The organism is Azospirillum endophyticum (assembly GCF_016595245.1).
GTDB classification, from domain to species: domain Bacteria; phylum Pseudomonadota; class Alphaproteobacteria; order Azospirillales; family Azospirillaceae; genus Azospirillum; species Azospirillum endophyticum.
Genome location: NZ_JAENHM010000067.1, coordinates 56,107 through 81,737 on the forward strand (window position 1 = coordinate 56,107; position 25,631 = coordinate 81,737).

Annotated in this window: 23 protein-coding genes; 9 read left to right on the forward strand and 14 right to left on the reverse strand. The window is 69.6% G+C overall.

Annotated features, from left to right (window positions below; all coding sequences use genetic code 11):
* Positions 1-61 precede the first annotated feature (61 nt).
* Both JHL17_RS25080 and JHL17_RS25085 read left to right on the forward strand, forming a co-directional pair.
* Positions 62-730 carry a haloacid dehalogenase type II gene (locus tag JHL17_RS25080; RefSeq protein WP_200197390.1) on the forward strand — a complete coding sequence of 223 codons (669 nt, stop codon included), beginning with the start codon at positions 62-64 and terminating at the stop codon, positions 728-730.
* Between the two features lie 45 nt (positions 731-775).
* Entirely contained in the window at positions 776-2,050 is a 1,275-nt protein-coding gene (locus tag JHL17_RS25085) for an NAD(P)/FAD-dependent oxidoreductase (protein ID WP_200197392.1), read from the forward strand.
* A 74-nt stretch (positions 2,051-2,124) separates the two neighbouring features.
* Here the strand turns inward: JHL17_RS25085 and JHL17_RS25090 are convergent, their stop codons facing one another.
* The 6 genes from JHL17_RS25090 to argE all read right to left on the reverse strand — a co-directional run bounded on the left by JHL17_RS25090 (position 2,125) and on the right by argE (position 8,753).
* Complete coding sequence (locus tag JHL17_RS25090) at positions 2,125-3,582, reverse strand: NAD-dependent succinate-semialdehyde dehydrogenase (protein WP_200197394.1); 1,458 nt, start codon at positions 3,580-3,582, stop codon at positions 2,125-2,127.
* Between the two features lie 44 nt (positions 3,583-3,626).
* Positions 3,627-4,670 carry a tartrate dehydrogenase gene (locus JHL17_RS25095; protein ID WP_200197397.1) on the reverse strand — a complete coding sequence of 348 codons (1,044 nt, stop codon included), beginning with the start codon at positions 4,668-4,670 and terminating at the stop codon, positions 3,627-3,629.
* Between the two features lie 28 nt (positions 4,671-4,698).
* Positions 4,699-6,174, reverse strand: coding sequence for an aldehyde dehydrogenase family protein (locus tag JHL17_RS25100; RefSeq protein WP_200197399.1), 1,476 nt, complete (start codon positions 6,172-6,174; stop codon positions 4,699-4,701).
* Between the two features lie 9 nt (positions 6,175-6,183).
* The gene (locus JHL17_RS25105) at positions 6,184-6,543 is read right to left on the reverse strand and encodes a cupin domain-containing protein (RefSeq protein ID WP_200197401.1); all 360 of its coding nucleotides are present in this window, start codon (positions 6,541-6,543) and stop codon (positions 6,184-6,186) included.
* An 83-nt stretch (positions 6,544-6,626) separates the two neighbouring features.
* On the reverse strand, positions 6,627-7,550 hold the full coding sequence (locus JHL17_RS25110) for a 2-hydroxyacid dehydrogenase (protein WP_200197403.1): 924 nt from the start codon (positions 7,548-7,550) through the stop codon (positions 6,627-6,629).
* A 78-nt stretch (positions 7,551-7,628) separates the two neighbouring features.
* Positions 7,629-8,753 carry an acetylornithine deacetylase gene (gene argE, locus JHL17_RS25115; RefSeq protein ID WP_200197405.1) on the reverse strand — a complete coding sequence of 375 codons (1,125 nt, stop codon included), beginning with the start codon at positions 8,751-8,753 and terminating at the stop codon, positions 7,629-7,631.
* 305 nt (positions 8,754-9,058) lie between these two features.
* On the opposite strand from argE, the gene JHL17_RS25120 reads away from it, so the two are divergent.
* Positions 9,059-9,979 carry a GNAT family N-acetyltransferase gene (locus JHL17_RS25120; protein ID WP_200197407.1) on the forward strand — a complete coding sequence of 307 codons (921 nt, stop codon included), beginning with the start codon at positions 9,059-9,061 and terminating at the stop codon, positions 9,977-9,979.
* Positions 9,980-10,019: 40 nt separating this feature from the next.
* Positions 10,020-11,021 (forward strand): DMT family transporter, encoded by a 1,002-nt coding sequence (locus JHL17_RS25125; RefSeq protein ID WP_200197409.1) that lies wholly within the window; start codon positions 10,020-10,022, stop codon positions 11,019-11,021.
* Between the two features lie 22 nt (positions 11,022-11,043).
* On the opposite strand, the gene JHL17_RS25130 is transcribed toward JHL17_RS25125, so the two are convergent.
* On the reverse strand, positions 11,044-12,174 hold the full coding sequence (locus JHL17_RS25130) for an NAD(P)/FAD-dependent oxidoreductase (RefSeq protein ID WP_200197411.1): 1,131 nt from the start codon (positions 12,172-12,174) through the stop codon (positions 11,044-11,046).
* Positions 12,175-12,421: 247 nt separating this feature from the next.
* Between JHL17_RS25130 and JHL17_RS25135 the strand changes: the two genes are divergently transcribed.
* From JHL17_RS25135 to JHL17_RS25155, 5 genes are all read left to right on the forward strand, one after another.
* Positions 12,422-14,512, forward strand: a complete 2,091-nt coding sequence (locus JHL17_RS25135) for a hydantoinase/oxoprolinase family protein (RefSeq protein WP_200197412.1) — start codon at positions 12,422-12,424, stop codon at positions 14,510-14,512.
* 32 nt (positions 14,513-14,544) lie between these two features.
* Entirely contained in the window at positions 14,545-16,521 is a 1,977-nt protein-coding gene (locus tag JHL17_RS25140) for a hydantoinase B/oxoprolinase family protein (RefSeq protein ID WP_200197414.1), read from the forward strand.
* On the forward strand, positions 16,518-16,826 hold the full coding sequence (locus tag JHL17_RS25145; RefSeq protein WP_200197415.1) for a (2Fe-2S)-binding protein: 309 nt from the start codon (positions 16,518-16,520) through the stop codon (positions 16,824-16,826). Before JHL17_RS25140 ends, JHL17_RS25145 begins: the two co-directional genes overlap by 4 nt.
* On the forward strand, positions 16,823-18,184 hold the full coding sequence (locus JHL17_RS25150) for an NAD(P)/FAD-dependent oxidoreductase (protein ID WP_200197416.1): 1,362 nt from the start codon (positions 16,823-16,825) through the stop codon (positions 18,182-18,184). The genes JHL17_RS25145 and JHL17_RS25150 overlap by 4 nt, the downstream gene beginning before the upstream one ends.
* A 154-nt stretch (positions 18,185-18,338) precedes the next feature.
* Entirely contained in the window at positions 18,339-18,608 is a 270-nt protein-coding gene (locus JHL17_RS25155) for a hypothetical protein (protein WP_200197417.1), read from the forward strand.
* Positions 18,609-18,943: 335 nt separating this feature from the next.
* Here the strand turns inward: JHL17_RS25155 and JHL17_RS25160 are convergent, their stop codons facing one another.
* From JHL17_RS25160 to JHL17_RS25190, 7 genes are all read right to left on the reverse strand, one after another.
* Positions 18,944-19,765 carry an enoyl-CoA hydratase gene (locus tag JHL17_RS25160; protein WP_247893809.1) on the reverse strand — a complete coding sequence of 274 codons (822 nt, stop codon included), beginning with the start codon at positions 19,763-19,765 and terminating at the stop codon, positions 18,944-18,946.
* Between the two features lie 25 nt (positions 19,766-19,790).
* Positions 19,791-20,858, reverse strand: a complete 1,068-nt coding sequence (locus JHL17_RS25165; protein ID WP_200197418.1) for an ABC transporter ATP-binding protein — start codon at positions 20,856-20,858, stop codon at positions 19,791-19,793.
* Positions 20,855-22,621: an ABC transporter permease gene (locus JHL17_RS25170; protein WP_200197419.1), complete on the reverse strand. Its 1,767-nt coding sequence runs from the start codon at positions 22,619-22,621 to the stop codon at positions 20,855-20,857. Before JHL17_RS25170 ends, JHL17_RS25165 begins: the two co-directional genes overlap by 4 nt.
* A gap of 234 nt (positions 22,622-22,855) precedes the next feature.
* Positions 22,856-23,923 (reverse strand): extracellular solute-binding protein, encoded by a 1,068-nt coding sequence (locus tag JHL17_RS25175; RefSeq protein WP_200197420.1) that lies wholly within the window; start codon positions 23,921-23,923, stop codon positions 22,856-22,858.
* A gap of 73 nt (positions 23,924-23,996) precedes the next feature.
* The gene (locus tag JHL17_RS25180) at positions 23,997-24,755 is read right to left on the reverse strand and encodes an SDR family oxidoreductase (RefSeq protein WP_200197421.1); all 759 of its coding nucleotides are present in this window, start codon (positions 24,753-24,755) and stop codon (positions 23,997-23,999) included.
* Positions 24,752-25,213, reverse strand: coding sequence for a MaoC family dehydratase (locus tag JHL17_RS25185; protein ID WP_200197423.1), 462 nt, complete (start codon positions 25,211-25,213; stop codon positions 24,752-24,754). Before JHL17_RS25185 ends, JHL17_RS25180 begins: the two co-directional genes overlap by 4 nt.
* Positions 25,210-25,626: a Zn-ribbon domain-containing OB-fold protein gene (locus tag JHL17_RS25190; protein ID WP_200197425.1), complete on the reverse strand. Its 417-nt coding sequence runs from the start codon at positions 25,624-25,626 to the stop codon at positions 25,210-25,212. The genes JHL17_RS25185 and JHL17_RS25190 overlap by 4 nt, the downstream gene beginning before the upstream one ends.
* Positions 25,627-25,631 lie beyond the last annotated feature (5 nt).

Consider the following 25,631-nt stretch of genomic DNA (forward strand, 5'->3'; position numbering starts at 1 on the left):
CCGGCAGCGCCCCATTCCCAATTCGCCCCACTCCACGTCGTTCCATCTCAAGGAAGCAGCCATGAGCCAGTTCCGGCCGAAATACGTCACCTTCGATTGCCACGGCACGCTGATCAACTTTCAGATGGCGGAGGCTGCGCGCGATCTGTACGGGTCGATCCTCGACGAGGCGCGGATGACGGAGTTCATCAAGAACTTCGCCGCCTACCGCCTCGACGAGATCATGGGCGACTGGAAGCCCTATGCGGAGGTCGTGCACAATTCGCTGGAGCGCAGCTGCAAGCGCAACAACGTCGTCTTCCGCGACGAGGACGCGCGCATGGTCTATGAGCGGGTTCCCACCTGGGGGCCGCACGCCGACGTGCCGGCCGGGCTGGCCAAGGTCGCCAAGGAGATCCCGCTGGTCATCCTGTCCAACGCGATGAACGACCAGATCCCGTCGAACGTGGCGAAGCTCGGCGCGCCTTTCCACGCCGTCTACACGGCCGAGCAGGCCCAGGCCTACAAGCCCCGCTTCAAGGCGTTCGAATACATGTTCGACATGCTCGGCTGCGGACCGGAGGACATCCTGCATTGCTCCTCCTCCTTCCGTTACGATCTGATGTCGGCGCATGACCTGGGGATCCGCAACAAGGTGTGGGTCAACCGCGGCCATGAACCGGCCAATCCCTATTACGGCTATGTCGAGATTCCGAATATTTCCGGCCTGCCGGGCGTGGTCGGCCTGTAAGGAGCGGATTGTTCGTTTCAGCCTGTAATGGGAAGGACCCAGGTCATGAAATTCGTCTCCTACTGGCACGATACCGCCCCGGTCTTCGCGGGTGGGGTGGAGGGGGCCATCGAGGGCCATTACGATGTCGCGGTCGTGGGGGGCGGGTTCACCGGCCTGGGGGCCTCCCGACAGCTGGCCAGGGCCGGCGCGCGGGTGATCGTGCTGGAGGCGGGCCGCATCGGCGGCGGGGCATCCGGGCGCAACGGCGGGCACCTCAATAACGGCTTGGCCCACAGCTTCATCGCCGCCAAGGCCGCCTTGGGGACGGAACGCGCCGTTGCGCTCTACCGGGCCTTCGATCAGTCGATCGACACGCTGGAGGCGCTGATCGCCGAGGAGGGGATCGACTGCAATTTCCGCCGTGCCGGAAAATTGAAGCTGGCCTCGAAGCCGGCGCATTTCGAGGCGATCGCCCGGAACTTCGAGGCGGTTCACCGCGAGGTCGATCCCGATACGGCGCTGCTGACCCCGGAAGAGCTGAAGGGGGAGGTCGGTTCGCCCTTCCATGGCGCGATGCTGTCGCGCAAGAGCGCCATGATGCATATGGGCCGTTTCGTCGCCGGGCTGGCGGATGCGGCCAAGCGGCATGGCGCGCTGCTGGTCGAGAACGCGCCGGTTACCGCCATCACCCGGTCGGGCGACCGGCATACGTTGTCCACTCCGCGCGGCACGGTGACCGCCGGCCAGGTGCTGGTCGCCACCGGCGCCTACACCACGCCGAATTTCAGTCATTTCCGTCGCCGCATCATCTCGGTCGGCAGCTTCATCATCGCCACCCGTCCGCTGAGCGATGAGGAAATCGCGTCGGTGGCGCCCGGCAACCGCACCTACGTCACCTCGATGAACATCGGCAATTATTTCCGGCTGTCGCCGGACCGGCGGCTGATCTTCGGTGGCCGGGCGCGTTTCTCCGCAAGCTCCGACCAACGGTCCGACGCCAAGAGCGGAGCGATCCTGCGGGCAGGCATGGCGAAGATCTTCCCGCAGATCGCCGGTGTCGACATCGACTACTGCTGGGGCGGGCTGGTGGACATGACCAGCGACCGCTACCCGCGCGCCGGCTGTCAGGACGGCCTGTGGTACGCGATGGGCTATTCCGGCCATGGGGCGCAGCTGTCCACCCATCTCGGCATGACCATGGCCGATGCGATCCTGGGGCGGGAGGACAGGAACCCGCTGAAGGGGCTGTCCTGGCCCGCCGTGCCCGGGCATTTCGGCAAGCCCTGGTTCCTGCCGCTGGTCGGGATGTACTACAAGGCGCTCGACCGGATTCAGTGACCGTCAAAAATGGAAAAAGGCCCGGCGGGAGCGTTGGATCGCTCCCGCCGGGCTTTTCCATCGACCCAAAGGTGTCACCCCAGACCGCCGATGTGGAAAGTCTTCATCTCCAGATACTCCTCGATGCCGACTTGCGCTCCTTCCCGGCCCAGGCCGGATTGCTTGACGCCGCCGAAAGGGGCGACCTCGGTGGAGATCAGGCCGGTGTTCAGCCCGACCATGCCGGCTTCCAGCGCTTCGCCCACCCGCCAGGACCGCGCGAGGTTCTGCGTGTAGAAATAGGCGGCCAGCCCGAAGGGCGTGGCGTTGGCGAGGGCGACGGCCTCCTCCTCCGTCTCGAAGCGGAACAGCGGCGCCACCGGGCCGAAGGTTTCTTCACTGGCGAGCAGCATATCGGTGGTGGCGCCGGTCAGCACCAGCGGGGCGACGTATTGCGGACCCGGAACCGCAACGGCGGAAGAGGCGACGCTCGCCCCCTTGGCGACCGCATCGGCGACATGGCGCTCGATCTTGGCAATGGCGGCTTCGTTGATCATCGGGCCGATGGCGACACCCGGCTCCAGGCCCGATCCCACCCGCATGGCGTTGACCCGGGCGACCAGACGGTCGCGGAACGCCTCGTAGACGCCGGCCTGCACCAGGATGCGGTTGGCGCAGACGCAGGTCTGGCCGCCGTTGCGGAACTTGGACAGGATGACGCCGTCCACCGCCTGATCGAGGTCGGCGTCGTCGAAGACGATGAAGGGCGCGTTGCCGCCCAGTTCCAGGCTCAGCCGCTTGATACCGGCGGCGGCGCCGCGCATCAGCAGGGAGCCGACGCGGGTGGAGCCGGTGAAGGAGATCTTGCGGACGGTGTCGTTCGCCAGGATTTCCTCGCCGATGGCTTCGGGCCGTCCGGTCAGGATGTTGATCACGCCGGCGGGGATCCCGGCCCGTTCGGCCAGTACGCCCAAGGCCAGCGCAGAATAGGGCGTGAAGTCCGACGGCTTGATGACCACGGTGCAGCCAGCGGCCAGTGCCGGGGCCACTTTGCGGGTGATCATGGCGTTGGGGAAGTTCCACGGCGTGATGATGCCGCAGACGCCGACCGGCTCCTTCAGCACGACGATGCGGCGGTCGGGGGTGGGGGAGGGGATGGTGGTACCGCCGATCCGCCGCGCCTCTTCGGCGAACCATTTGACGAAGGAGGCGCCATAGCGGATCTCGCCGCGCGCTTCGTCCAGCGGCTTGCCCTGCTCCAGCGTCAGGATGCGGGCCAGATCCTCCAGGTTCTCGATCATCAGCGCGTGCCAGCGTTCCAGCAGCGCGGCGCGGTCGGCATGGGTCCGCCGGCGCCAGGCGGGGAAGGCCCCGGCCGCCGCGGCGATGGCGTTTCTGGCATCGGTGCCGTCCATGTCGGGAACGCTGCCGAGGCTGTTGCCGGTCGCCGGATCCAGGACGTCGATGGTTCGCCCGGCCGCCCCGTCGCACCAAGTCCCGCCGATCAGCCCCTGTACGCGGAAGAGGGTGGAATCCGTCAGGTGATGGGTCATGGTCGTGTCTTTTTCCGCTGCGTATGGATTCGGGGTCGTGGACATCAGGAGAGCGCCGACAGCACGGCGGCGGTGATCGCGTCCGTCCGGTCCTTGCCGGGAACCGTGCCGATTCCCTGCCTGGTGGTGTCGCCCAGGGCGGTCATGACGCGGTCGGCTGCGGCCTTCTCCCCCAGATGCTCCAGCATCATCGCGCCCGACCAGATGGCGGCGATCGGATTGGCGATGCCGAGATGGGCGATGTCGGGAGCGGAGCCGTGCACCGGCTCGAACATCGACGGCGCCTTGCGCTCGGGGTTGAGGTTGGCCGAGGCGGCGAAGCCCAGCCCGCCCTGGATCGCCGCGCCCAGATCGGTGAGGATGTCGCCGAACAGGTTGGAGGCGACGACGACGTCCAGGCTCTCCGGCGCCGTCACCATGCGCGCCGCCATGGCGTCGACGTGATAGCTGGTGACCTCGACGTCGGGATGTTCGGCGGCCAGCTGGCGGGTGATCTCGTCCCAGAACACCATCGAATGCTTCTGCGCGTTCGACTTGGTGACCGAAGCCAGCTTGCCGCGCCGGGCGCGGGCCTGGGCGAAGGCGAAGCGCAGGATGCGCTCGACCCCCATGCGGGTGAAGATGCCGGTTTCCACCGCCACTTCCTGCGCCGTTCCCTGATGGACGCGTCCGCCGGCCCCGGCATATTCGCCTTCGGTGTTCTCGCGGATGCACAGGATGTCGAAGCCGCCGCGCCGCAGCGGCCCCTCCACCCCCGGCAGCAGCCGGTGCGGGCGGACGTTGGCATACTGGTCGAAGGCCTTGCGGATGGGCAGCAGCAGCCCGTGCAGCGACACCGCATCCGGGACCTCCGCCGGCCAGCCGACCGCGCCGAGCAGGATGGCGTCGTAGTTGCGCAGCGTGTCGATGCCGTCGGCCGGCATCATCACGCCGGTCTCCTTGTAATGGGCGCAGGACCAGGGCAGTTGGGTACCCTCCAGCGCGAAGCCCGACTGCTTCGCCACGGCCTGCAGGACTTCCCAGGCGGCGTCGACCACGGGATGCCCGATGCCGTCGCCCTTGATGATCGCAATGGAGTGGGTTTTCATCGAACGTCCCCGATGGCTTTTCATTGGACTACAGGCCGATCAGCACGCTTTTGCTGCGGCGGTTGGCGAGATAGGCCTCGCGCCCCAGATCCTTGCCGATGCCGGAGCGCTTGTAGCCGCCGGTCGGCAGGATGTGGTCGCGCGAGCGGCCATAGCGGTTGACCCACACCGTCCCGGCCTGGAGCCGCCGGGTCAGGCGCAGGGCGCGCGACAGGTCGCGGGTGTAGAGGCCGGCGGCAAGCCCGTAGGTCGGATGATCGGCCAGCGCCATCGCCTCCTCCTCGGTCCCGAAGCTCTGCACGGTCAGGACCGGGCCGAAGATCTCCTCCATCACGGCGGGGGAGCTTTGGTCGACCCCGGCGATCAGCGTCGGCGCATAGAAATAGCCGTCCCCTTCCATCGGACCGCCGCCGGTCAGGCACTCCGCCGCTCCGGTCAACGAGGCCGACACGATGGACTGGATGCGGGCGCGCTGGCGTTCGGAGATGATGGGGGAATAGCGCGTCTCCGCGTTCCAGGTCGGGCCGGGCCGGACGGCGCGCATGTGGCCCAGGATCCGCTCGATCAGGGGCTCGGTCACCGGCGCCTCGACCAGCAGGCGCGACCCGGCGACGCAGGCTTGGCCGGCATTGGACAGCACGCTGGTGGCGATGGCTGCCGCCGCCTTGTCGAGGTCGGCGTCGGCGAAGACGACCTGCGGGCTCTTGCCGCCGAGTTCCAGCGTCATCGGCTTGACGCCACTGCGGGCGATGTCGGCCATGATCGCCGATCCCGCCGCCGTCGATCCGGTGAAGCTGACCTTGGCGATGCCGGGATGGCGGGTGATGGCCGCCCCGGTGGTCGGGCCGTCGCCCAGCACGACGTTGATCAGCCCGGCGGGCAGCCCGGCCTTCACCGCCAGCTGGGCCAGCAGGACGGTGGAGAAGGGCGTCATCTCCGACGGCTTCAACACCACCGCATTGCCGGCGGCCAGCGCCGGGCCGAGCTTCCAGCCCGCCATCGACAGCGGGAAGTTCCACGGCGTGATGGCTCCGACGACGCCGTAGGGCTCCGTCATCACCATGCCCAGGCTGCCGTCGTCGGTGGGGGCGAGGTCGCCGCCCTCCTTGTCGGCGAATTCGGCGAAGAAGCGGATTTGCTCGGCCGTCACCGCGATGTCGCCGTCGACGAGCTGGCCGACCGGACGGGTGGAGGACAGGGCCTCCACCTTCGCCAGGGTCTCCGCCTCCTCTTCGATCAGGGCGGCCCAGCGTTGCAGCACGGCGGTGCGCTCGCGCGGGCGTACGCCGCCCCAATTGCTGGCCTTCAGGGCGGCCTGTGCGGTGGCGACCGCTTCATCCACCAGATCGGCGGAGGCGACCGGGCAGTCGGCATAGGCCCGGCCGTCCGATGGGCGGTGCATGGGCAGCCCGTCGTCCGTTGCGGCGCCCGCCGGAATCAGGCGGTCGCCGATGAAATGGCCGATCGGCAGCGACAGGCGGTCCGGGTCGAAGGACAGGCTCATGATGCGCCCTCAGTCGATGATGACGTAGATCTTGCGGACCGTCTCGATGGTCTTCCACACGCCGGTGAAGCCCGGCTTCAGGACGAAGCTGTCGCCTGCCCGGTAGACCACCGGCTCGCCGTTGTCCGGCGCGATTTCGATGACGCCGGACAGGATGTGGCAGAACTCGAAGGTCTCGCCCTTGATCGACCGGGTTTCGCCCGGTGTGGCTTCCCAGACGCCGGTCCGGACGGTGTCGCCCTTGGCCCTGGCAGCGTCCTGCGCCCAGGTCTTGAAGGCGGGCGACCCGGCGATCAGCCGTTCCGGGGTCGGGGTCGATTCGCGCGGAGTGAAGGCCGGGTTCGGGTCGATGGTCTTCAGCAGCGACATGGGGAGATCCTCAATTGTAAGCGGCTGCGCCGCATCGTGGCTGTTGGCGGCTGTGCCGCAGGGGAAAGGCGCGGGCGTCGGCGTCAATAGCCGCGCCGGCGGTCGATCAGCCCGACCGGGTCCTGTCCGGCGAAATGCCGGCGAAGATTCGCGATGACCGCCTGTGCGGCGCTCTCCGGCTGGGTGATGCTGGCGACATGCGGGGTCAGCAGGATCTTCGGATGGGTCCAGAAGGGATGATCCGCCGGCAGCGGCTCCGGGTCGGTGACGTCGACCATGGCGGCGGAGAGCCGGCCGTCGTCGAGCGCGTCGAGCAGGGCCGCATGGTCGAGCTGCGGCCCGCGTCCGGTGTGGACCAGCGCCGCCCCCCGGGGCAGCTTGCCCAGCAGAGTCGCGTCGAGGAACTTGCGGGTGTCCGGGGTCAGCGGCAGCAGGACGATCAGGATGTCGGTGTCGGCCAGCATCGCGTCGAGACCGTCCGCGCCATGGAAGCAGGTCACGCCGTCGAGCCGGCGGGGCGAGCGACTCCAGCCCGACAGCGGGAAGCCGAAGGGCTTCAGCCGGTCCAGCACCGCTTGACCCAGCACGCCCAGCCCCAGCACGCCGACCCGCCGCTCCGCCGCCTGCGGCTGCGGCAGGGCGCGCCAGACGATTTCGGCCTGCTGGGCGCGGTAGGCCGGCATCTGTCGGTGCAGGGTCAGCACGGCCAGCGTGGCGTATTCCTGCATCATGCGGACGATGCCGTCCTCGACCATGCGCACGACCTTCACATGATCGGGCAGGGCGGTCATGGTGAACTGGTCGACCCCGGCCCCGATGGAGAAGACGATGTCGAGATTGCGGTAGCGGGCGAGATCTTGCGGGATGGTCCAGGTGATCAGGTAGCGCACCGCATCGGGATCGACGGTGGCCGGATCCATCGAAAAGGGCAGGCCGGGCAGCGCGTCGGCGAAGGCCCTGGCGAACACGGCGCCACGCGTGGCGTCCGAATTGAACAGGAAGGTCATGGGCGTTCCTTTGGAGCGTTCCTTTGGGGCATTCCTTGGGGCGTCCCTTCGGCGATGCGCGGCTGTCGCGGTCGGCGATCAAAGGCGGCAGCGCCGGCCGAGCGCCTCGATCATCGATTGGCAGGCGTTCAACTCCTCGACGAGGATGTGTTCGTCGGGGCGGTGCGCCCGGGCGATGTCGCCGGGGCCGCAGATGATCGCGTCGATCCCGGCGGTCTGGTACAGGCCGGCTTCGGTGCCATAGCTGACGGCGGCCAGCGGTTCCTGTCCGGTCAACTCCTCCAGCAGGCGGGCCAGCGGCGAGCGGGCGGCCAGGAACAGGGCGGGATAGGCGCCCGTCTGCGTCCAATCGACGACGAATCCCCGCTCCTCCAGCCGCTCCGCCGCTTGGCGCACCGGCTCCAGCAGGGTGACGGGGTCGATCCCGGAGATGGCACGGGCTTCGAATTCCGCGGTGCAGGCATCTGGGATGATGTTCACCGCCAGTCCGCCCTGGATGGTGCCGACCTGCAGGGAGGAGTAGGGCGGCTCGAAGACCGAGTCCAGCGGCCCCTGGGTCAGGCGGTCGGCCTGGGCGGCGGCGGCGGCCAGCGCGGCGGTCATGGCGTGGATGGCGTTCAGCCCCTGGTCGGGGCGGGAGGAATGGCCGGAGCGTCCGCGCACGGTCAGCCGGGCCGCCGCCTTGCCCTTGTGGGCGCGGATGGCGCGCAGGCCGCTCGGTTCGCCGACGATGACGCCCAGCGGTGGCGCGCACAGGTCGGGCAGATGCGGCATCAAATGCGGCGCGCCCCGGCAGCCGGCCTCCTCGTCATAGGTGAAGGCCAGATGGATCGGCCGGGCGAGCGGAGCGTCGGTCAGGGCGGGCAGCGCCGCCAACACCGCCGCGATGAAGCCCTTCATATCGGAGGTGCCGCGCCCGTAAAGCCGGTTGCCGTCGGTACGCAGCCGGAACGGGTCGCCGGTCCATTCGGGTTCGGTGGCGGGCACCACATCCATGTGGCCGGACAGGACATAGCCCGGAACCATCGCCGGGCCGATGGTGGCGAACAGGTTGAACCGGTCGCCCTCCGGCCCCGGCAGAACCCGGACGCGCACGCCCGCACCCTCCAGGATGCCGCGGATTCCGTCGATGATGGCGCCGTTCGGGGTTCCGACGACGGAGGGAAAGGCGATCAGCTCCTTCAGGATGTCGATCACGGTCATGACGGCCTCACCTGCTCCCATGCTGCGCGCCGTGAGTGCGGGGCGTGGGTGCGGTTTCGCTGCGGTTTGCGGAAAGTGGCGCCGGCACTGGCGGCTGCGACAGGGACGATCTTAGCCCGCTGCCGCTCCATTCGATGCCGAATGCATGGGCGATTTGGTTGATTGTTGTGCCGGCCCGGTGTTTTGCGGTGATTTGTGCGGCGGGTACCCCGGTAGTCTCGGGGGAGCGCCGGATGGCTCGGGCGCATCGATTGACCCAATGGAGCACGGCCTCACGTTATGGAAACTCCGGAGAGGGGGAAGCATTGAGCGGGAGCGGCATCGAGGACGGGGCGGGGGACGGTGCGTTGCCGGCTTCCCTGACCGTCGACGCCTTCGACGTGCGGATGGCCGACATCGCCGACATCGGCCTTGAACGCCTGCAGGCGCTGTCGATCTCGGTCGGTTGGCCACATCGCGCGGAGGACTGGCAGTTCGCGCGCGAGGTCGGCCACGGCTTCGTCGCCCTCGACGAGATCGACCGCGTCCTGGCGTCGGCGATGTGGTTTCCCTACGGCGACGATTTCGCGACCATCGGCATGGTCATGACATCCCCCCGGCTGCAATCGCTGGGGGTGGGCGAATGGCTGATGAAGCGGGTGCTGTCGGCGTCGGCGGGGCGGACCTACAGGCTCAGCGCCACCCGTGCGGCGCTGGCGCTGTACCGCCCGCTCGGCTTCGTCGGACAACGGACCGTATTCCAATGCCAGGGCGAGGCGCGCCGGAGCGACCGCTCCGCGTCCGCGCAGCCGCGGCGGCTGGTGGAGGCCGATCTCGCGGCGGTGACGGCGCTGGACGAACGTGCCTTCGGAACCTCGCGGGCCGGGTTGATCGCGCGGCTGTTCGGGCAGTCGGTCGGCTATGGTCTGGAGCGTGACGGCGCTCTGGCGGCTTTCGCCCTGTGCCGTCCCTTCGGCCGCGGGCATGTCGTCGGTCCGGTGGTCGCCGGAACGGACGAGGACGCGATCGCCGTGGTCCAACCCCATGTGGACGAACATGACGGCCGTTTCCTGCGCCTGGACACCCATCTGGACGAAGGGCTTTTCCCGGTGTTCGTCGCCCGGTCGGGCCTGAGGATTCACGACACGGTGCTGACCATGTCGCTGGGCGCGCCGCTGACCGATCCGTCGACGCGGGCGCCGGACCGTCCCGTCACCTATGCACTCGCCACCCAGGCCCTGGGTTGAGCCGTCGGAAAATCCGGCTTCAGAAAAGGATGCGCCGATCATGCCGGGACAGACGCCGGAAACCTCCGCCGGCCTGCAGTCCGAACCCGTGGCCGAGCCAGAGTCCAAGCCACCGCCCTGTCCATCGCCCAAGCCGCCCTCCGCCGGCAACCATGGTTGGGTGGTGCTTCGGCTGGTGTCCGCCGGGCTGTTCGTCGTGATGTCGCTGTTCGTCCGGCTGGCCTCCGTCGAGGCGCCGGTCGGGCAGATCGTCTTTTACCGCAGCTTCTTCGCGCTGCCCCCGATCATCGCTTATCTCATGTGGCGCCGGCAGTTCCCGTCGGCCTTGAAGACGCGACAGCCGGTCGGGCATCTGAAGCGCAACCTTTATGGCGGCGTTGCGATGGTGCTCTCCTTCGTTTCGCTGGCCTATCTGCCTCTGGCGCTGGCGACCGCGCTGGGGTTCCTGGCTCCCCTGCTCGCCGTGCCGGCCGCGGTGCTGGTCCTGCGGGAACGGCCGGGCGCCGTGGCGATCGGCGCCGCGTTGGCCGGCTTCGTCGGGGTGGTCCTGATGCTGGCACCGGCCTTCGAGGGACCGACGCTGGATCGCGACACCATCTTCGGGGTGGCGTCCGGTCTGGCGATGGCGGTCGCCACCGCGGCGGGTCGGGTCCAGATCAAGACGCTGACCGCGACCGAGGCACCGGGGACCATCGCCTTCTATTTCGCCGCCATCTGCGCGCTTGGCGGTCTGGCGAGCTGGCCGTTCGGCTGGATCGACCCGACCGGGCCGTCCTTGGCCTACCTGATCGGGGCCGGGGTCTCCGGCGGGCTGGCGCACATCACCATGACCGAGGCGATGGCCCGGGCCCCGGTTTCGATCCAGGCCCCGTTCGATTACACCGCCATGCTGTGGGCGCTGATCCTCGACGCGCTGATCTTCGGCCTGCTGCCGTCTCCGGTCAGCCTGGCGGGCGCCGCCGTGATCGCGGCCTCGGCGCTGGTGATTCCCCTGGCCGGCCGGCTCAATGCCCGGCCCGGCGCGCTGCGGCCCGCGCGCTGAGAAGCGGGCCGGCACGCCGCCGTCAGTCTTGGGCTGCCTGTACGGTGGTCGGGAAGCGGTCGATGCGGAAGTCCTGCAGCGGCGTGTCGGTGCGCCCGGTGGCGATGATCTCCGCCATCACGTCGCCGACGCCGGGGCCGAGCTGGAAGCCGTGGCCGCTGAAGCCGAAGGCGTGGAACAGGCCCGGCGTCGTCGCCGACGGTCCCATGACCGGCAGCTTGTCGGCGACATAGCCCTCGCAGCCGGACCAGGTGCGGATCACCGTGACGTCGGCCAGCGCGGGCAGCAGCCGGACCAGGGCGCGCAATTGTCCGGGCAGCCGCGCCGGGTCCGCCTTGGCGTGGCCGGGATCGAGCGCCACCGGCACGCGCTCGGCGCCGCCGCCGAAGACGATGTTGCCGCGCTCCACCTGACGGAGGTAGCCGTCTCCCCCGGCACGCGACCACATGCCCACCACCGGCAGGACCCGGTGGGGCAGGGGTTCGGTCACGCCCATCTGCGGTCCGAGCGCCGTCATCGGCACCGTCTCGCCGAAGGCCGCGGCGACGCGGGCGCCCCAGGCGCCGGCCGCGTTCAGCAGGCACTCCGCCGCGAAGCGGCCCCGCTGCGTCACCGCCTCGAATCCCGAACCGGTCGCCGACACCTCCACCGGTCCGCAATCCTCGACGATCTCGGCGCCCAGGCGGCGGGCCGCGTCGGCGAAGGCCGGGGCGATCAGCCGCGGGTTGCCGCTGCCGTCCTGCGGGGAGAAGGAGGCGGCGATGGCGCCCGGCCCAAGCCCGGGAAAGCGGCGGCGGATCTCCGGCGGCGACAACTCGTCGAGGTCCAGCCCCCAGGGCCGCGCGTCGGCGCTGAAGCGGCGCATGTCGGCCAGGCCATCCTCGTCGAACACCAGACGCAGATGACCGGTGGCGCGGAACTCCACATCACGGCCCAGCAGCCGCTCCGCCTCGCCCCACAGCGCCCGCGACCGGTGGGCGAGCGGCAGCTGCGGCAGGTAGCGTCCGGTGCGGCGGATGTTGCCGAAGGATGCGACCGTGGCGCCCGCGCCGACCCGGCCGCGATCCAGCAGCGTGACGTTCAGGCCGCGCCGGGCCAGGAAGAAGGCGGCGGCCGATCCCATCAACCCGCCACCCAGCACGATAACCCTCATCGACCCCTCCCAACACCCGAGCGGACGCGGCTCCGCCCCGGCGCCCAGGCTGCCTACGGCCGGCAGGCGGGTCAAAGACGGGTTGGGCATGAGCCCATAAGGCCGGGCTATGGATCGGGCGATGAGGGGCGCGATGCATAAGTCCGCCTTATGCGTTTGCGTCCATTGGGTCTTAGACCGCCGGTGTTCCGCCATGTCAGCCTTCCGTCCAGATCAGGCACAGGCTGACTTCAGGAAGGGATCCGAAATGGACGGCGGCATGGAGCGCGGCAGGGATGGCGGCGCGGCGGTTCCGGAGGTCGATTGGAAGGTCGGCGTCGACATCGGCGGGACCTTCATCGATTTCTGCGCGCTGGAAACCCGGTCGGGGCGGGTGGCCTCGCTGAAGGTGCTGACGACGCCGGACGATCCCGGCGCCGAGCTGATGACCGGCCTGACATTGCTGGCCGAGCGCGAGGGGCTGGATCCGCGCGCCGTCACCCGCTTCGTGCACGGCACGACGGTGGGGATGAACACGGTGATCCAGCGCAAGGGCGCGCCGCTGGCGCTGCTGACCAATGCCAGCTTCGAGGATGTCATCGAACTCGCCCGGCTGCGCATGCCCGACACCTATTCGCTGTTCTGCTCGCGCCCCGACCAGCTGGTGTCCCGCGACATGGTCTTCGGCATTCCCGCCCGCCTGCGATCGGACGGCACCGAGCGTCAGGCCCCCGACAGGGCGGCCGTCGCCGACGCCGTCGCCGCCATCCGCGCCAAGGGGGCGCTGGGCGTCGTCGTCTCCTTCCTGCATTCCTGGCGCGACGATGCCCAGGAAAGCGCGGTGAAGGAGGAGGTCGCCCGGCTGGCCCCGGAGCTGTTCGTCTTCACCTCGGCCGAGGTCTGGCCGGTGATCCGTGAATATGAGCGGACGACGACGGCGATCCTGAATGCCTATGTCCATCCGCGGATTTCCGGCTATCTGTCGGCGCTGGAGGAGCGGCTGGCCGGCCGCGGGGTGCCGGCCCGCCCGCTGCTGACCAAGTCCAACGGCGGCGTGATGAACGCGGCGGAGGGCAAGCGGGCCTGCGTCCACATGCTGCTGTCCGGCGCCGCCTCCGGTGTCAACGGCGCGGCCTGGCTGGCCCGGCAGGCGGGGGAGCCCCGCATCCTGACGCTCGACATCGGCGGCACTTCCGCCGATTTCGCCCTGATCATCGACGGTCAGGCCCGGTTCGGCGTCGGCGAGATGATCGGCGAGTTTCCGCTGCACATCCCGTCGGTTTCGGTCAGTTCCATCGGCATCGGCGGCGGGTCGATCGCCAGCGTCGACGGGCAGGGGGTGCTGCGCGTGGGGCCGGAGTCCGCCGGATCGACACCGGGCCCGGCTTGCTATGGCCGTGGCGGCGAGTGGGCGACGGTGACCGACGCCATGGTGGTGTGCGGTTGGCTCGGCCACAGCCAGATGGCTTACGGGCAGCTGCGGATGGATGCCGACCTCGCCCGGGCCGCGGTGGGGCGGCTGGCCGATCGGCTGGGCCGTTCGCTGGAGGCCACCGCCCAGGCCATCCTCGACGTCGCGGTGTCGGAAATGTTCGCGGAGGTCGAGAAGATGGCCGCGCGCGCCGGCGTCGACGTGCGCGATTTCGCCCTGATGCCCTTCGGCGGCGGCGGTCCGATGCTGGGGGTGTTCCTGGCGCGCGAGCTGGGGATGTCGCGCGTCGTCGCTCCGCGCTGGCCGGGCGTGGTGTCGGCGCTGGGCGGGCTGGTCGCCGACCTGCGGGGCGATTTCGTCCGCACCCTGTTCGCCGACCTGGATGCCGGGCTGATGCCGGTGCTGCGCGAGGCGTTCGCCGCGATGGGCAGGGAAGGGCGCGACTGGCTCGCCGCGCAGGGCCATTCCGGGGCCGCCGAGCTTGGGATCGTCGCCGACATGCGCTATGCCGGCCAGAGCTACGAGATCGAGACGCCGCTGCGCCCCGACTGGCTGGACGGCGACGATCCCGGCGCCATCGCCGACGCCTTCCACGCGACGCATGCGCGGCTCTATGATTTCGACGACCCCGACGGCCGGATCGAGATCGTCAACCTGCGCCTGTCGGCGATCGGAAACGGCCCGGCGCTGCATTTCCCCATGGCGGAGGAGGAAGCGAGTGCCGCCTCGGCGGAACGGACCGTTCCAATCTTCACCGGCGGCGCCGTGACCCCGGTCGGGCTGTACCGCCGCGCGGAACTGCCGGCCGGCGCGCGCTTCCAGGGGCCGGCCATCGTCGCCCAGGAGGACACGACCTTCGCCATTCCGGCCGGGACCGAAGCCCGCGTAGACGCGCACCTCAATCTCCACCTGACCTTTGCGGAGTGACGCCTGTGTTTGACCGACCTGCTTTCGATAGGATGAAGCTTCAGGTTCTGGCGAACCACGCGCGGTCGGCGGCCGAGAACATGGCCCACACGCTGCAGCGCACCGCCCATTCCGCCTTCGTCAAGGAGACGGAGGATTTCACCGTGATGCTGCTGAACCGCCGGGGCGAGACCTTCGGCGTGCCGATCGAGCTGGGGGCGACCTGGTATCCCGGCCTGACCTACGGCCGCGCCATCGCCATGATCGACGATTACCGGCCCGGCGACGTCGCCTTCACCAACGATCCCTATTCCGGCTTCGTCGCCACCCACGCGCCCGACACCCATCTGTGGAAGCCGGTCTTCTTCGAGGACGAGATCATCGCCTGGACCGGCGGGCACATCCACAACACCGACATGGGCGGCGCCGTCCCGGCCTCGCTGTCGCGGGCGCTGACCGAAATCCATCAGGAAGGCATCCGGTTCCCGCCGATGAAGCTGGTCCGCGAAGGGGTGTTCGACGAGCAGATCCTGCGCATCATGACCGCCAACGTCCGCAAGCCCGACCTGAACATCGGCGACATCAAGGCGCTGGTCGGCGCGCTCAATACCGGCGAGCGCAAGATCCTCGCCATGGTCGAGAAGTTCGGCAAGACCGCCTTCCTCGACGGCGTCGAGGCGCTGCTGGACCATGCCGAGGCGCAGGCGCGCGACGTCCTGCGCGCAATGCCCGACGGACGATGGGAGTTCGCCGACTATGCCGACGAGGATTCCGTCACGGCCAACCCCTGCCGCCTGAAACTGACGCTTACCATCCAGGGGGACGAGGCGGTCCTGGACTTCACCGGATCGGACCCGCAGCTCGCCTCCTCGCTCAACGTGCCGTCGGGCGGCGATCCGCGCCACACCATCCTGCTGGTCGGCGTCTATTACGTCCTCTACACCCTCAACCCGAAAATCCTGCTCAACACCGGACTGACCCGGCCCTTCACCTGCATCGCCCCGGAAGGGACGGTCCTGAACCCGGTCTTCCCGGCGGCGGTGGGGATGCGGTCGCTCACCTGCGCGCGTCTGCGCTCGGTGATCTTCGGCGCCTTCTCCCGGGCGGTGCCGGGGCGGCTTCCGGCGGCGCCGGCCGGCAACAACTGTATCGTCAACGTGATGACGACCGACGAGCGGACGGGCGGCCGCATCATCGCCGCGGTCAATCCGGTGGTCGGCGGCGGCGGCGGCATGCCGCACCGCGATGGCACCAACGGGTCGGGCGCCGACGCCGCCTATCTGAAGAACACGCCGATCGAGATCACCGAGATGGAGACCCCGGTTGAGTTCGTCCGCTATGGCTTGGCGACCGACAGCGGCGGGCCCGGGCGCTGGCGCGGCGGATTGGCCACCCATATGGCCTTCCGCGTCTTCGCCCCCGACACCCGGATCACCGCGCGCAACCGGGACCGCGGCTTCTTCCGCCCCTGGGGCGTGCTGGGCGGCCGGGCGGCCGGGCTGTCGGACATGGTGGTCAATCCCGGCACGCCGGGGGAAAAGCGGCTGGGCAACATCGACACCGCCGTGCTCCAGCCGGGCGACGTGCTCGACATCCGCTCGGCGGGCGGCGGCGGGCGGGGCGACCCGTTCACCCGCGAGGCATGGCGGGTGGCGCAGGACGTGCTGCGCGGCTACGTCTCGCTGGAGGCCGCGGAGCGGGAGTATGGGGTCGTCATCCGCGACGGAGTCCTGGACACCGACGCCACCGACCGGCTGCGTGCGACCCGGCCGGCCCCCACCGGGCATTTCCATTACGGTCCCGAGCGCGAGGGCTACGAGCGCCAATGGACGCCGGCCGCCTATGATTTCCTTACGCGGACCCTCGCCGGCCTGCCGATCCATTGGCGCTTCTTCGCCAAGACCGAGATCTTCAGTCGCATGGGCGGCCGTGCCGGGGCCGAAGGAGTGGAAGCAGCGCTGGACGAGGTCCATGCCCGCTTCCCCGAGATGCCGCGGTCCAAGGCCCCCGCCCGGGAGGCGGCGGAATGAGCGGGATGGCCGGCGGCCGGCTGGTCAGGCTGGCCGAAACGGGACGGGCGCCGGTCCGCTTCCTGCTGGATGGCGTGGAGCGCGTGGCCCTGGCGGGCGATACGGTGCTGACGGCGGTCCTCACCAATGCCCCGGCGCTGCGGCAGGCGGAGTTCGGCCCGGAACAGCGTGCCGGCTTCTGCCTGATGGGGGCCTGCCAGGATTGCTGGATCTGGCAGGAGCAGGGGCCGCGCATCCGTGCCTGTTCAACTCCGGTCGCCGACGGCATGCGGCTGCTGACCCGGACGCGGGAGGATTGGCCATGACCGGACCGCAGATCGTGATCGTCGGGGCCGGACCCGCCGGAATCCGGGCCGCCGAGACGCTGGCGGCTGCCGGGCTGCGCCCGACGGTGATCGACGAGGGCGCGCGGGCCGGCGGGCAGATCTACCGCCGGCCGCCCGACGGCTTCACCCGTCCGCCGGAGACGCTCTACGGATCGCAGGCTGCCAAGGCGGTGGCGCTGCACACCGCCTTCGACAGGCTGGCGGCGGCGGGACGCATCGTCCATCTGCCGCGCCATTCGGTCGTCGCGCTGGCCGGCGGGGTGCTGCACGCGGTGGGGGACGGCGGAAGCCGCCGGATCGGCTACGACCGGTTGATCCTGGCGACCGGCGCGACCGACCGTCTCGCCCCGGTGCCGGGATGGCAGGCGCCCGGCGTCTACAGCCTCGGCGCGATGCAGATCGCGCTCAAGGCCCAGGGTATCGCGATGGGGCGGCGGATCGTGCTGGCCGGGTCGGGGCCGTTGCTGACCCTGCTGGCGACGCAGCTCCTCAAGGCGGGAGCCGGGGTTGCGGCGGTTCTCGACACCGCCGCTCTGCGCGGCCAGCTGGCCGCCTTTCCCGACCTTGCCGTCCGTCCGTCCTTCGCCCTGCAAGGGCTGGCGATGCGGGCGCGGCTGGGGCGGCTCTACCATGCCGGCGTCGCCCTGGAGGCGATCGAGGCGTCGAGCACCGGGGTGACGGCGGTCCGCTGGAAGGATGCGGGTGGGCGGACGCGCCGGACGGCCTGCGACGCGGTCGGGCTGGGCTGGCATCTGAGGGCGGAATGCCAGCTTGCCGATCTGGCCGGATGCCGGTTCGCCTATGACACGACCTGGGCGCAGTGGTTGCCCTGTGCCGACCGGATGGGGCGTGCCGGTGACGCGGTCTATCTGGCTGGAGACGGCTTGCGCCTGTTGGGGGCCGACGGGGCGGAGGTCGCCGGGCGGCTCGCCGCGTCCGCCTGCCTGTCCGACCTGGGCCTGCCGGGACCCGATGGCACCGCCGACCTGAAGCGGCTCGACCGGTTGGACCGCTTCGCGCGGGGCATCGCGCGGGCCTTCCCGTGGCCGGCCGATCAGGTGCGCGCCCTGCCCGACGACGCCGTCCTGTGCCGCTGCGAGGGGGTCACCGCCGGTTCGGTACGGCAAACCGCGGCCTATGGCGGGGCGGAGGCGAACCGGGTGAAATCGTTGGGCCGTGCCGGGATGGGCCGCTGCCAGGGCCGCTATTGCCAGATCGCGGCGTCCGACCTGATCGCGTCCGCCAGCGGGCTTGCGCATGCCGGAGAGGCCGGGCGCCTGCGTGCGCAAGCGCCGATCCGCCCCACGGCGATAGGTGAGTGGCTGGAGCAGGAATGAACGACGGCGAAGCGCCTCCCTCCGCGGGAACCGCGCTTCGTCGATCCCGCCTGGGCAGGGGGGTGCGCCCATCCTGTCCGCAGTCTTCCGCCGTCGCCCCGGCCTTACCTGACAATGCCGGCCTGCCGGCCATGATCAGGTCCGGAACCATGGGATGCAGGGGCCGGGATTTTGGTGCGATGAGCGAATGCCAGCGTCTGGTACGTATCTCGCTTACGCAGGCGCGAACCAGAAGCCCCTCTCCAAGAGCGCGATCCTTTCGCCATTCTGCGCCGCCTGCAGCGCGACCGAAGCCGGAACGATCATCCCTGCCTATATCTCCAACGTCGACGCGCTGTCCCGCAAGGTGAAGGGGATGCGGAAGAACCCGTTCGGCAACCTGGAAGGTTACGCTTTCGCAGAGCACGTCCGGCTCGAGGCCTGAAGAACTGGGGCCGACGTCCCGGCCGGTTGCGGAGGATCGACCGGGAAACTCCGGCCGACCCCCCCTGTTCCGATCCTCGACGCCGGGCGGCGTGTCGATCCGGCCGCGTAGCGCGAACCGGTCCTTCTCCGCCAACCAGGGTGCGGAAAGTCCGGCGGCAGTCGTGGCTGGACGGTACCATGTGGCCCGTTGCACGGTGTGCCCCGCTCATGCGGCAGATGGGCCTAAAATGGGCGGCACGGGTCAATGCGGTGCGCACCACGATCAACGGTGGCGGCGTCGGCGATGCACCAGTCGGCGCGGATCCCGGCGGTCAGTATCATCGACCGCCGGGATCAGTTCCCAATCCAAACCGGGGGCCGCTTTTCCAAAAACGCAGCGATGCCTTCCTGATAGTCGATCGACAGGTAGCAGCGGCGCAGCAGGTCGCCGTCGATGTCCGGCGGCAGGTCGTGGTCGCGCAGCCGGCGCAGTCCTTCGCGCGTCGCCCGGAGGGTCAAGGGAGCCAGCGCGGCCAAGTCCTCGGCCACCTGCTGCCCGTGGGCGGTCAGCTCCTCCTCGCTGGCGACGACGGTGCGCAGCGCTCCGGCCGCCGCCAGCTCAGCAGCCGTCAGCAAGCGGGCACTGAAGATCATTTCCCGCGTCCGCGCGGTGCCGAGCAATGCCGACAACCTCGCCAAATTCTTGACGCTCAGGCAGTTTCCCACCGTGCGGGCGATCGGGAAGCCGAAACGCACCGACGGCGAGGCGATGCGCACATCGCAGCAGGAGGCAAGCAGCGCCCCCTCGCCGATACAGGCTCCCGAGAGGACGGCGACCGTGGGCACGCGCACCGCCTCCAGGGCCATCGCCGCCGCCTCCGCGCGGGTTTCCAGAATGGTGAAATCCTCGGGCGAGGAGACGCTCTGCAGACAGGAAAGATCGGCCCCGGCCATGAAGGCCGGCTTGTCGCCGGCGGCGCCGGTCAGGGCGAGCGCCTTCACCGTGGGATCGGCGTCGACCGCCCGGCAGATCTCGATCAACCGGTCTTCCATCCAGGGGGTGATGGCGTTGCGCGCGCGCGGACGGTTGAAGATCACCCATTCCACTGCGCCGCGCCGCTCCGTCAAAATCTCAGGGCCTGTGCCCATCGGGGTACCGGTCGCCGGATCAGTCATGATTGAGGGTATCCTTGAAGGGCCGTCAGGCGGAGGGGGCCAGGATCTGGCAGGCGTCGATGGGAAGATGGACCGTGGTCACGGCACCTGGTCCATAACGCCGGTCCGGCGGCACGAAGGCACGGATCGTCCGTCCGTCGCCGATGTCGACCAGCACGTCACGATGTTCGCCGAGATAGGCGGACCGGACGACGGTGCCGGGCAGGCTGTTGCAGGACAGGCCGCCGTCATCGTCCAGCCGCACTTTGGAGGGACGCACGCAGAGCGAGACGGAACCGCCGCGCGCCACCCCGCTGCAGTCCGGCGCGGTCAGCACGCGGTCGCCGACGCGGATGGCCCCCTCGCCCTCGCCGGTACCGGCCAACTCGTTGTTCGAACCGATGAAACGGGCCACGAAGGCGTTGGCCGGCCGCTCGAACACATCCTCGGGCGTGCCGAACTGCTGGACCGCCCCCGCCTTCATCACGGCGATGCGGTCGGCGGTGACCAGCGCCTCCGACTGGTCGTGGGTGACGTAGACGGTGGTGATGCCCAGCAGGTCGTGGACTTGCCGGATCTCGAAGCGCATCTCCTCCCGCAGATGGGCGTCGAGGTTGGACAGCGGCTCGTCGAGCAGCAGGATGGAGGGCTCCACCACCAGCGCCCGGGCCAGCGCCACGCGCTGCTGCTGGCCGCCCGACAGTTCGGACGGATAGCGGTCGCGCAAATTCTCCAGCCGGACGGCGCGCAGCGCGCGGGTCAGCCGCTCGGCGATCTCGGCCTTGGGCAGGCGTCGGATGCTGAGCCCGAAGGCGACATTCTCGGCCACCGTCTTGTGCGGCCAGACCGCGTAGTTCTGGAAGACCAGTGAAATGCCGCGCCGCTCCGGCGGCAGCACCGCGCGCGGCGAGGAGAGCAGCACGTCGTCGGCCCAAATCTCGCCCTCGCTCGGGGTTTCGAAGCCGGCCAGCAACTGCAGGGTGGTCGATTTCCCGCAGCCCGATGGTCCGAGCAGCGCCAGCAGCGTGCCGTTGGGAACCTGGAGGTCGATGCCGCGCAGCGCGGTGTAGCTGCCGAAGGACTTGCGCAGATTGGTGATGCGGATACCGCTCATGAGGGAACTCCGGCCGCCTCGGCGGTCTTGCGTGAGGTGCGCCGTGCGCCGGTCAGCCCGGCCAGCGGACGGGCCACCGCCACCAGAAGCAGCGTGATCAGGAGAAGAAGGACGCTCATCGCGCAGACGGCTTCGTAGTTGCCGCCGTCCTTGGCGTTGTAGATCAGCGTGGTCATGACGTTGGTCTTGGGGGTGATCAGGAAGACCGCGACCGACAGCTCGCGGATGATCGGGATGAAGACCAGGAACCAGCCCGACACCAAACCGCCGCCCATCAGCGGCAGGGTGACGGACAGGAAGGTCCGTGCCTCCCCGGCCCCCAGGCTGCGGGCGGCCCGCTCCAGCTCCGGCCCGATCCCCTTCAGGATCGACCCGCCGTGGGAATAGGCGATCGGCAGGAAGGTGGCGGCGAAGGCGGCGATCAGCAGCAGCGGCGTACCGTACAGGTTGAAGGGCGCCCGGGTGTAGGCGGCGAAGAAGCCGACCGACAGCACGATGCCGGGGATGACGATGGGCACCGTCGTCACCGCCCCCAGTAGCGAGGCGCCGACCATCAGCCGCCGTTCGACGATGTAGGCGACCAGCGTGCCGAGCGCCACGCACAGCGTCGCCGCCAGCGTCGAATAGACCAGCGAGTTGACGATGGCGGTGTGGGTCTCCGAATTGCCGAAGATCGCCCACCAGTACCAATGGAGGGACAGGTTTTCCCAGCTCAGCCCCTGGCCCCAGGCGCGGGTCAGCGACACCAGCAGCAGCGCCGCGTAGGGCAGGAAGACCGAAACCATCGGCACCAGCAGGGCGAGGAACAGGGCGGCCCAGCGCCAGCCGCCCAGACGGATCTGCCGCCCGGCCCGCGTCTTGCCGGAGATGGTGACGTACTGCTTGCGGCCGAGATAGCGGCGGCGCATCCAGAACAGGGCGCCGGTGACCAGCAGCAGCGGCATGCAATAGGCGGCGGCCAGATAGATTTCCGGCGGGAAGAGCTGGTAGAACTCGGCCAGCTTGGTGGTGACCACCGGAATGCCGGTCGGCGTCAGCAGGAAGGCCGGGACGCCGAACAGCGTCAGCCCCTGGATGAAGGACAGGATGAAGCTGGCGATCACCGCCGGCGCGGCCAGCGGGATGGTGATGCTGACCATCGTCCGCAGCACCCCGCAGCCCAGCGTCGTCGCCGCGTCCTCCAGCTCCACCGCCATCTCGTCGAGCGCGCTCGACACCATGGTGAAGCTGTAGGGGACCGTGTAGATGCCGCAGACGAAGATGGCGCCGGCCATCGAATAGATGTTCAGCGGCGTCCCGGCGCCCTCGCCGGCCAGCCAGCGCCACGCCGTGTTGAGCCAGCCCGAATTGGGCGCGGCCAGCAGGATCCAGCCGGTGGCGCCGATGAAGGACGGGGTGACGAAGGCGGTCAGCGTCAGGACGCGGATGGTGCGGCGGAGCGGCAGGTCGGTGCGCGACACCAGCCAAGCCAGCGGCACGCCGATGCCGACGGCGATCATCGCCGTGGCGGCGGCCAGCAGCAGGGAATTGACCAGAGGCTCGATCAGCTCGGCCGATTGGACGATGCGTGCGTAGTTGTTCAGGGTCCAGGCGCCGGTCGCGTCGTCGTGGAAGCTGTTGAACAGCACCCAGCCGAAGGGCTGGACCACCAGCAGTACCAGGAGAAGGATGACGGCGCCGAGGACCGCCGTCTTGACGGGCGGCACGCGCGCCATGGCCGGGCGCGGTGCGGCTTCGCGGGAACTGGTTGAGATGACCCCCATTGGGTCCGCCTCCCGTACCAAGGATCGGCCTCGCGGCCTGACAGGATGGAGTGTTCCCGAACCGGCGGCCGGGTGGCAACCGCCGCCGGTTCGGGGGAGCACCGCATTCTTCGATGCCCTTCTCCCCTTGCGGGAGAAGGGTTGGGATGAGGGGCGTTCCGCCGCAGGCGGAAAGATTTGCGCCCCCTCACCCCAACCCCTCTCCCGCGGGGGGAGAGGGGCTTTTTCCGGCAGCTAGCGCACCAGTTCCTTCCACTTGGCGATGCCTTCCGCCACCTCGGCGGCAAGATCGTCGCCGGAGTTGCGGTACCATTTGAGCTGGTCGAGCGAACGCCCCTCGGCCCAGGCGACGTCGGTGCGCAGCGTCGGCCAGAAGTTCTTCGACAGGATGTCGGAGACCTCCTTGGAATAGAGGAAGTTGGTGAACAGCCGGGCGGCATTGGGGTGGGGCGCCTTCACCGGAATGCCGGTCAGGCCGAGATTCAGGATGGCGTCGTCGGTCGGCACGCTGACGTCGATCGGGTTGCCGGCCGCCTTCTGGGCCAGCGTGTAGCTGAAGGGCGCGCCGGAGCCGACGACGCGCTCGCCGGCCAGGATGTCGGTGACGGTGTCGACGTTGGACTGGCCGACCTTCGGCTTCTGTTGACCGAAGCGGCGCAGGTAGTCGTCGCCGTACTTGCGGCGGATGGCGACCACCCAGCTCGCCACGTCGCCGGAGAAAGCGGGGCTGCCGGTGGTGATCTTGCCTTTCCACTGATCCTCCAGCAGCGCCGTCCAGCTCGTCGGCGGGGCGGCGACCTTGCCGGGCGCATAGTTGATGCTGGTCAGGCTGATGGCGCCGACATGGTACATGGCGTCCTTGTCCAGCCCCTTGAAGGCGGTGGGCAGCATGGCCGCGTCGGGCGGGTCGTAGGCCGCCAGCGCGCCGATCTTCTTCAGCTCGGTGTAGTGCAGCAGGTTGGTGGTGCCCAGCGAATCGCATTCGGCGACGCCGTTCTGCAATTCCAGCCGCAGGCGGGTGTAGACGGTCTGCGACGCCTGGCGGAGAAGCTGGACCTCGATGCCCGGATACTTCGCCTTGAAGGCGTCGCGGATCGCCTCCATCGTCTGCTGCTCGTAGGATCCCCAATAGAGCGTCAGTGCGCCTTCCTTGCGGGCGGCGGCATAGAGAGGATCGTCCGCCACCACCTGTTGGGCTGCCGCCAGCCGGGCGAAGCCGGTTCCGGCGAGGCCGCCGGACAGCAGCGCCGCCCCGGCCAGTCCACCCGTCTGCAGAAGCCCGCGGCGAGAGATGTCCGTCATGTTCGTCGTCCCTGTTCCAGGTTGTTGCATGGTCGCCGTTTCGGCGTTGTCGTTCTTGCCGTCTTGACGCGGTTCAATAGTCGCCGGTGGTGGCGCCGCCGTCGGCGACGATGGTCTGGCCGGTGACGTAGGCGGCGTCGTCCGATGCCAGGAAGGCGACGATCGACGCGATCTCCTCCGGCCTGCCCAGCCGGCCGATCGGGGTCTTGCCCACCCATTGGGCGCGGATCGCCTCCGGCACGCCTTCGACGATGCTGGTCTCCACCACGCCGGGGGCGACGGCGTTGACCAGGATGCCGCGTCTGGCGCCTTCCAGCGCCGCCGTCCGCGTCAGCCCGACCACGCCGGCCTTGGAGGCCGAATAATTGGCCTGTCCGAAGGTGCCGAGCATGGCGGTCGAGGCGATGTTGACGATGCGGCCCCAGCCGCGGTCGCCGACCAGCTTGAAGGCGGCCTGGCAGCCGAGCCACGAGCCGCGCAGGTTGACGTCGAGGACGGCGCTCCAGTCCGCGTCGCTCATCTTCACCAGCGAGCGGTCGCGGACGATGCCGGCGACGTTGACCAGGATGTCGACGGCGCGAACGGGCTCGGGCAGGGCGGCGACGGCCGCCTCCCAGCTCGCCCGGTCGGCCACGTCGAGCTGGACCGCAAAGGCCACGGCACCGCCGTCGCGCAGGGCCGCGGCGACCCGCTCGGCTGGTTCCAGCCCGATGTCGGCGACGACGATTGCGGCGTCCTCGGCGCCCAGCCGCTCGCACACCGCGCGGCCGATGCCGCCGCCGCCGCCGGTCACCAAGGCGGTGCGGCCCTTCAAGCGCTCCTGCATGGTCATGCCGTCACCCGCCCCGTCGCTTGGCGCCCGATGGAGAACACGTCCTCGCCCACCTGCACCGTGTCGCCCTGCTGGTTGCGCACGGTGACGCCGACGCGGACGATTCCGCGGTCGGGCTTGGAGGCGCTGGGGCGGACCTCCAGCACTTCGGCCTCATACTGGATGGTGTCGCCGGCGAAGACCGGGCCGACGAAGCGGCGGCGGGTTTCCAGGAAGGCGAGGATCGCCCAGTCGTCGATGGCGGAGCGCAGGCCGGTGCTCATCGAATGGGTCAGCATGCCATGGGCGATGGTGCGGCCGAAGCCGTTCGCCTTGGCCGCCTCGGCGTCCATGTGCAACGGGTTGAAGTCGCCGGTCAGCCCGGCGAACCAGACGATGTGCGCCTCGGTCACGGTGACGCGGGTGGACAGCGCCCGGGCGCCCGGTTCGATGTCGTCGAGGTGGATGGGGTCGGTCATGCGTCGCTCCCTGATGCGTCGCCGGGGGGCCGGAAAATCGGCAGGCTGACGGTCTCGTCCAGGCGATGGAAGGCGACGGCCAGCGGCAGGCCGGCGCGCAGATCGCTTTCGGCGACGCCCTCGATCCGCGAGAAGATCGTGACGCCCTCCTCCAGGCGGACCAGCGCGCAGGTGTAGGGATCGCCGCGGGTGTTGCCGCGATGGACGACGGAATAGCTGAGCAGTTCGCCGCGCCCGCTCGCCTCGACCCAGTCGGGGGTGGCGTGGGGGGCGTGGATGGAGTGGGCACGCGGATACCATTGGTACCGGGCGGTCTCCGGGCAGCGCTGGATCAGGAAGCGTCCCTCGCGCGCCGCCTCCCAGAAGGGGGCCGATGTCTCGTCGAGGATCGGCAGCGTGGTCATGGCGGTCATGGGAT